This is a genomic window from Nonomuraea maheshkhaliensis (genome assembly GCF_039529435.1).
Lineage (GTDB): Bacteria > Actinomycetota > Actinomycetes > Streptosporangiales > Streptosporangiaceae > Nonomuraea > Nonomuraea maheshkhaliensis.
This window is the reverse complement of sequence record NZ_BAAAMU010000233.1, coordinates 1-7,416: the sequence shown is the minus strand read 5'-3', so window position 1 is coordinate 7,416 and position 7,416 is coordinate 1. Positions and strand designations below refer to the sequence as shown.

The window sequence follows — 7,416 nt, the reverse complement described above, 5'->3', positions numbered from 1 at the left end:
TGCGCGCTGGAGGGGGCGGCGGGGGGCGCGGCCGAGCTGCGGGCCTGGGCCGTCCGGGCTCCCGATGAGGTCACGGCCGAGCAGAACGTCGTCGGCCTGCACGCCGCCCGCCGCGCCGTGCGCCTGAGCGGCTCGGCGGAGCCGCTGGTCGAGCCGCTGGTGATCGAGGTGGACACCCCGCCGACGATCGCCGTGGGCGACGTGCCGTGGGGGGTGGGCCCGTGGCTGCCCGAGGCGGAGATCGTCCGGGTCAAGCCGGCCGCGGCCGACGTGGCCGGGCTGCTGGCCAAGGCGGTGAACCGGTCGCTGGTCGTCGTGGTCAAGGACGCCCATCGGCACCATGAGAGCAGGAACCTGCTGTCGGCGCTGGTGGCGGCCCGGCCCGACACGACCGTGATCGAGATGGGGCTGCCCGTGTGGCGGCCCGACAGCGCGGCCTACATCGCGACGTACGGCGCCGCCCGTGCCAACGCCCAGGCGGCCGTGGAGCTCCTCACCGCCTGAGCCGGGCACCGGCACACCCGGCATCCTGTTGTGGCCCGCAGGGCGTGTCCTGGGTCCCTGTCAGCGGGTCCCTGTCAGCGGGTTCCTGTCAGCGGGTCGCCGTCAGCGGGGTTCTTTCGTCGAACGAGGCGCGCGTCGGGCGGGATGCCCGTCGCCGGGTGCCCGTCAGGCCAGGAGCTCCTCGCGGGCCTGGTCCAGGGCCGCGAGGACGGCGCCGCGCAGCACCGGGTTGCCCTCCGTCACCGTCGTCGTGACCACCTGGGGCCGTACCGGGCAGATCCCGGCCACGGCCTCCTCCACCCGGGACGTCAGCGCCGACCCGCCGGCGAGCCCCACCTCCCCGGCCAGCACCACCAGGCCGGGATCGAGGACCACGCACACCGCCGCCACCCCGAGCGCCAGCCGGTGCGCGATCTCGTCGAGCAGCGGCTCGCCCTCGGCGCCGGCGGCCACGGCGACCTTGACGGCCTCGGTGGCGCTGCTGGCCGCGAAGCCGTAGCCCTGGGCCAGCTCGGTCACCGCCTCGGCGCTGACCAGCGACTGCAGGCCGCCCGCCAGCGACGGCAGCCGCCCGGGCAGGGTGCGGATGTCCTCCGGCAGCGGCACGCCCGGCACCGGCAGGTAGCCGATCTCCCCCGCGCTGCCGGAACGCCCCCGGTGGAGCCGGCCGCCGAGCATGATGGCCAGGCCGAGCCCGCGGCTCGCCCACAGCAGCACGAAGTCGTCGGCGCCCTGGGCGGCCCCGTCGGCGCGCTCGGCGATGGCGGCGAGGTTGACGTCGTTCTCGATCGTCACCTCGCGCCGCAGGTCGCCGGCCAGGGCCTCGTGGATGCCCTCGTGCCAGCCGGGCAGGTCGAAGGAGAAGCGGATGTCGCCGCTGCGCGGATCGACCACGCCGGGGGTGCCGATCACCACGCCGCGCAGCCGGGAGATGCTGATCCTGGCGCCGCGGCAGGCCTTGGCGATGGCGCCGTGCACCACGGAGACGGGGTCGTCGTGCCCGTCGGGATCGACGGTGACCTCGGCGATCGTCCGGCCGTGGATGTCGGCCACGGCCGCGGAGAGCCGTTCAGGGCCGACCTCAAGGCCGGCCACGTAGGCGCTGGAGGCGATCACCGAGTAGAGGGCCGCGTTGGGCCCGCGCCCGCCGGCCTGGGTGCCCACCACCTCGACCAGGCCGCGCTCCTCCAGCCTGGCGAGGGTCTGCGAAGCCGTGACCTTGGACAGGCCGGTCAGCTCGCCGATCTGCCCGCGTGTCATGGGACCGGTGGCCAGCAGCAGGTCGAGCGCGGCCCGGTCGTTGATCTCCCTGAGCAGTCCGGGCACACCAGGGCGTCGCTCCGCGCTGTATCCCACCGTGAATCCCACCGTCAAAATCGAAAAGGTTGTTGGAAGTTTAGCGCTCCGGCTCTTGCGCGCCGCGTCAGGCGAACACGAGGATGCCTCATGACCATCCCGCGTGGCCATGCCGTCATGCTGGCGCTCGGCATCGTAGTCCTGTTCGACGTCCTGCGGGTCTTCCTGCCCTCTTTGATCACGCTGTTCGGCCGCGCGGGCGAGACGCCCGCGGAGCTGATGGGCCTGTACGCCGCCGCCTGGTTCATCCTCCCCTTCCTGGCCCTGCTGTCAAAGCCGCGCCACGCCCTGGTCGCCGGTGCGGCCGGGCTGGTCGCGGCGCGGCTACTGCTCCAGGCGGGCGTGAGCCAGCTCCACGTCTCCTCCGCCGGAGTCACGGCCGGCCTCGTCCTCCTGTACGGCTGCGCCTGCGCGGTCCCCCGCAGGGCCGTGCCGGTCGGCATCATGGGCGGCATCGCGCTGTCGTCCCTCGTCCACCTGCTGCTGGACGGGGTGGACCTGGTCTGGCGGGCGGGCCCGCTGCCCTGGGCGGCCACGCTCGCGCTGTGCCTGGCCCTGTTCCTGGCGCTGCTCTCCACGCCGCGCACGCAGGGCGCGCCCGCTCCCGCGCGGGTCTGGTTCCTCTTCGGGCCCGCGCTGCTGCTGGCCGGGATGGCGGCCACGTCGTGGGCCAAGCCGGAGCAGGGCCCCGAGCCGCTCGGCACGCTCGCGCTCACCTCCGGCCTGCTGACGCTGACGCTGGTCGCGGCGACCGCGGCGGCGCTGGGCCCGGCCACGTCCCCGCTGATCGAGCTCGGGCTGGGCATCGCGCTCGTCGCGATCACGGTGGTCACCTACCTGCCGGGTGCCGGGGTTCCGGGGCTGTCGATCGGGTTCCTCGGCAGCATGCTCGCCGCGGCCGGCACCGGGCCCGCGGGGCGGCGCCAGGGCCTGGCCCTGCTCTGCGGCGGCCTCGTCTTCCTCGTCGGGACGTTCGCCTACTACGCGGCCTACGACCTCGACCTCGGCGTGCCCAACTCCGTGGTGCCCGTGGCGGTCTCCGTGCTGGTCGCCGCGGTGGCCGTGGTGCCGCGGCTGGTCCGCGACCCGCCCGTGGAGCTGCCCGCCCGCCGCCGGACCCTACCCGCCGCCCTGGCCGCCGCGCTCGTGCTGGTGCCGCTGGTGGTGGCCGTCTCCTGGCAGCCCGCGCCCGCCGTGGCGGCCCGGCGCTCGGACGACCTCACGCTGATCGCGTACAACATCAGGATGGGGTTCGGACTGGACGGGCGGCTGTCGCTCGACCGCATCGCCTCGTGGGCCGCCGCGCGGCGGCCCGACATCGTCCTGCTCAGCGAGGTGGACCGGGGCTGGCTGCTCAACGGCGGGCACGACGACCTGGACCGGATCGCGCGCGGCCTGGGCATGCGCCACTACTTCGCGCCGGCGGCCGACAACGTCTGGGGCGACGCGCTGCTCACCAACCTGCCGGTCAAGAGCGTGCGGTCGTACGGGCTGGGGCGGCACGGCTATCCCACGGAGGCGCAGGCGCAGGCCGCGGTCGTCGAGGTGAACGGCAGGGAGGTCGGCGTGGTCAACACCCACCTCCAGGCACCCGCCGGGCAGGCTCCCGAGGTCGCCGCCATCGTGCGCGACCTGGCCGCGAGCCGGCCGGTGATCCTGGCCGGCGATCTGAACATCACGCCGGACGATCCCGAGATGCGCGTGCTGCTCGCGGCGGGGCTGTCGGACCCCCTGAAAACCCTGGGCGATCCGCCCACCTCGCCCGCCGGCAGGCCGGTGGGACGGATCGACCACGTGCTGATCAGCGCGGGTTTGACGGCCGTTTCGGCCCAGGTACCGCGGCTGCCGTATTCAGATCACCTGCCCGTTCTGACGACCTTGCGCCTAACCAGTGTTGACCAGGAGGGATAATCGAGAACATGCGCCTATCCGCTCGTGTCGACTACGCCCTTCGCGCCGCCGCCGAACTCGCCGCAGCCGGTGCGGGCCCGACCACTGTGGGCGAGCTCGCCAAGGAGCAGGACATGCCGCCCAAATACCTGGAGAACATCCTGCTCCAGATGCGCCGCGCCGGGCTCGTACGCGGCCAGCGCGGCCCCGAGGGCGGCTACGTGCTGGCCCGGCCCGCCGCCGAGATCTCCCTGGCCGACGTCATCAGGGCGGTGGACGGCCCGCTGGCCAACGTCCGCGGCGAGCGGCCCGAGCACGTCGGCTACCGGGGGCCCGCCGAGTCGCTGCAGCAGGTGTGGATCGCGCTGCGGGCGACGGAGCGCTCGATCCTGGAGGAGGTCACGCTGGAGCAGGTGGCCTCGGGAGCGCTGCCCGAGCGCATCCGCGTGCTCGCCTCCGACCCCGCCGCCTGGGACTGACCCCTCCCCCGGCCCTCCGCCTGAGACAGACCCCTTCCTGGCCCCGGCGACCCGGCGTCACTTCCTCGTGTACCAGAAGGGGACCCTGTCGATCGTGGACGCGGGGCCGGTGGCCAGGGTCCGCACCGTCCGGCCGGTCTCGTCCGCGATGACGACGTCGAAGTCGTCGCCGGAGCGTATGGTGACCAGCAGATGGCGCTCGTCCAGCCAGCCGCGGAAGGTGGCCCCCTTCCCCAGCCGGGCCTCGCCCTTCTTGGCGCCGCTCGTCTCGTCGAGGAAGCAGACGTCGCGCGCGTTCCCCGGGCACTCGGTGCCGAAGACCGTGCCGATCGGCGTACGCACGGCTCCGCCCGGCGAAAGCTTCCCGGCGAATTCGCGCAGCCGCCCGCCCTGAAGGTCCAGCGCCCTGATCACCTCGCCGGTCGCCTGGTACAGAACGCTGTCGCCGGAGCCCCACGCGAACCTGGTCTCGGCCGCGTCCGTCACCTCGACGGCCTTGACGTCCCCCGCGACCACGTCGATCACCGCGAACCCCTGGGCCTTGCCCTTCTCGTCGGCGACCGTCGCGAGCAACCGCCGCCCGTCGGCGGACCAGACCGGCTCGAACAACGTGGCGGGCTTGTCCACCGTGCGCAGCTCCCGGTCCTGGCCGGTGGCCCGGTCGCGGATCCGGATGAACTCGAAGCCGGTGCGCCGGAAGCGGGTCACCGACAGCGAGGCCACGTACCGGCCGCCCGGGGACATGATCGGCTCCTCCCAGGCGCCGAAGAAGCCGAAAGCCCCGGTGGCGGGGTCGCGCGTGTAGGTGGCGTAACCGCCCTCCTCGCGCTCGTCTCGGTAGGAGGAGACCCAGAGGGGGTCGGCGGGGTTCTCGTGCAGCGTGATCCCGGTGCCGGGGATCTTCACCTCGGTGGTGGACGTGCGCGCCATGTCCCCCGGGCGTGGAGTGGGCAGTGGTGCCGTTGCCGGCGCGGTGGCGGCGGGCGGTCGTGCCCCCGGCTGGGGCCGTGGGAACAGCAGCAGCGCCGCCGCGGCGGCGGCCAGCGCGGCGAGCACCGCCCCCGCCACCAGCGGCCATCTCCTGCGCCGCCCCACAGCCGCCGGGTCCTGCTCCCCGGCCTCCGGCTCCTGTCCTCCGCCCGACCGTACTCCGCGGCCCGGCCGCAGCCCGCCGCCCGACCGCGGAGCGCCGTCCGGCGGGGCCGCCGACTCCTGGCCCTCGGCCAGCAGTTCGCCCTGGTGGCGCGGCGTCCGCTCGGGAACGGGGTGCCCGAGCAGGGTGAGCAGCGCCTGCGCGGCCGTGGGCCTGGCCGTGGGGTCCTTGGCCAGGCAGCGGGCGGCCAGCTCGCGCAGGTCGCCGTCAAGCGCGCCGAGGTCGGGCTCCTGGTGCAGGATCCGGGTGATCAGCGCGGCCACGTCGCCGCTGCCGAACGGCGCCTCGGCGGTGGCGGCGGCCACCATGGTCGAGGCCCAGGCGAACAGGTCCGCGGCCCGCCCCACCGGCCGGTCGGCGAACTGCTCCGGCGCCATGTACGGCGGCGTCCCCACGAGCTCCCCGCCGGCCTCGGTCTCCTCCAGGGCCCGCGAGATGCCGAAGTCGATCACCCGGGGCCCGTCCCTGCTGAGCAGCACGTTGCCCGGCTTGAAGTCCCGGTGCACCACCCCGGCCTGGTGGATCGCGGCCAGCGCGGTCAGCGTCCCGATCGCCAGCCGCCGCAGCTCCGCCCCGCGCAGCGGCCCTCTGTCCGTGATCACACTCGCCAGGGAGGGGCCGTCGACGTACTCGCTCACCACGTACGGCATGCCGTCGAGCTCGCCGCTGGTCAGCACCTGCGCGGTGCAGAACGCCTTGACCCGCCGCGCGTACCCGACCTCCTGCCGGAAGCGCGAGCGGGCTTCGGCGTCGTCCAGCTCCGCCCCCAGCATCTTGATCGCCACCCGGCCGCCGCCGGGCGACTCGCCCAGGTAGACGACGCCCTGCCCGCCCACGCCGAGCCGCCCGACCACGCGGTGCTCCCCCACCTGGACGGGATCGTGCGCGAGCAGCGGCCTCACGATCGCGGCACGCGGGCGAACTGGAGCAGCACCGGCCTCTCCGTCGCCAGGTCGGCCAGCACCCGCTTGGCTTTGCCGGTGAGGTCGATGATCCTGATCTGCTGGGTGTTCTTCTTCTTGCCCGGATCCTGCACCATCAGGTGTTTCTCGTTGAACCAGCCGAGAAAGGAGCCCTTGTCGTCACCGAAGGCGACCGTCGCCTGCCGTGCCCCGCTCGCGAGATCCCACACGCACAGCTCCTTGCCGTTCGGGCATACGGTGGCCAGCCGCTTACCGGACGGCGAGAACCACTCGCCGCCGCGCGGCAGGCCCACCCAGTGCATGGTCTTGGTGACCTCGCCGGACATGTCGTAGAACTCGATCCCGGAGTTCTTGCCGTCCCAGAACCCGCGCACGATCGTGCCGTCGGGGGCAAAGTTGTAGGCCAGGGAGGAGTTGTCGGTGTATTCGGTCTCGACGTGCACGGCCTTCCTGGTGGCCAGCTCGATCACCACGAACCCGACCAGCCGCTGCTCCTTGTCCTGGTTGTAGACCGATACCAGCAGCCTGCCGCCATCCCTGGACCAGACGGGTGTCAGGCCCTGCAGGGGCTTCTTGACGGTGCTGACGACGAAGGACTCTCCGGTGGACATCCGGACGAACCTGATCTGGTCCAGCTCGGAGGTCTGGAACTTGAGCATGGGGTTGAGCGCCACCCAGTCGCCGCCGGGAGACAGGAGGGGCTGCTCATAGTTGCCCATCTCCTTGAACTCCCCTCCGGGCCGCCGCGCGTAGCCGGAGTACTTGCCCCCCGAACCCAGGTAGGAGACGAGCCGCACCCCGTCGTCGGGATGCTCGTGCAGGGTCACGCTCGCGTCCTTCAGCTTCGTGTCGGTCACGCCCTTCTTCTCCACGTCGTCCGACGGCGCCTCGGTCTGGACCGAGGTGATCGTGGGCGTGGGGGCGGCGCCGGGCGCGGGCGTGACGGCGCTCGTCGGCTTGGCGGCGGTGGCGGCCGCACCCCTGGTCGCGGGGCGGTCGCCGGCCAGGACCTGGAACCCCGCGGCCGACACCAGCGCCCCGGCGGCGACGGCGGCGGCCAGGGCGAGCACGCCGCGGCCCCTCCACGGCGGCGGGGTCGCGGCGGGCGGCG

At 73.7% G+C, this 7,416-nt stretch carries 5 protein-coding genes and 1 pseudogene; 3 read left to right on the top strand and 3 right to left on the bottom strand.

What is annotated here, in order from left to right:
- A pseudogene (locus ABFX54_RS55325) lies at positions 1–504 on the top strand (glycoside hydrolase family 3 protein); the annotation flags it as partial.
- 165 nt (positions 505–669) lie between these two features.
- On the opposite strand, the gene ABFX54_RS55320 reads toward ABFX54_RS55325, so the two are convergent.
- On the bottom strand, positions 670–1,872 hold the full coding sequence (locus tag ABFX54_RS55320) for an ROK family transcriptional regulator (protein ID WP_346115381.1): 1,203 nt from the start codon (positions 1,870–1,872) through the stop codon (positions 670–672).
- 78 nt (positions 1,873–1,950) lie between these two features.
- Between ABFX54_RS55320 and ABFX54_RS55315 the strand changes: the two genes are divergently transcribed.
- Positions 1,951–3,771, top strand: a complete 1,821-nt coding sequence (locus tag ABFX54_RS55315) for an endonuclease/exonuclease/phosphatase family protein (RefSeq protein WP_346115380.1) — start codon at positions 1,951–1,953, stop codon at positions 3,769–3,771.
- Positions 3,772–3,779: 8 nt separating this feature from the next.
- Positions 3,780–4,229, top strand: coding sequence for an RrF2 family transcriptional regulator (locus ABFX54_RS55310; RefSeq protein ID WP_346115379.1), 450 nt, complete (start codon positions 3,780–3,782; stop codon positions 4,227–4,229).
- Between the two features lie 57 nt (positions 4,230–4,286).
- On the opposite strand, the gene ABFX54_RS55305 is transcribed toward ABFX54_RS55310, so the two are convergent.
- Positions 4,287–6,284, bottom strand: coding sequence for a protein kinase domain-containing protein (locus tag ABFX54_RS55305; RefSeq protein ID WP_346115378.1), 1,998 nt, complete (start codon positions 6,282–6,284; stop codon positions 4,287–4,289).
- Positions 6,281–7,416: WD40 repeat domain-containing protein (locus ABFX54_RS55300; RefSeq protein WP_346115377.1), on the bottom strand; the 1,136-nt coding region annotated here is incomplete at its 5' end. The genes ABFX54_RS55300 and ABFX54_RS55305, both read right to left, overlap by 4 nt.

Coding starts and splice junctions, on each gene's coding strand:
- ABFX54_RS55315 (WP_346115380.1), top strand. CDS start 1,951: ATGACCATCCCGCGTGGCCATGCCGTCATGCTGGCGCTCGGCATCGTA.
- ABFX54_RS55310 (WP_346115379.1), top strand. CDS start 3,780: ATGCGCCTATCCGCTCGTGTCGACTACGCCCTTCGCGCCGCCGCCGAA.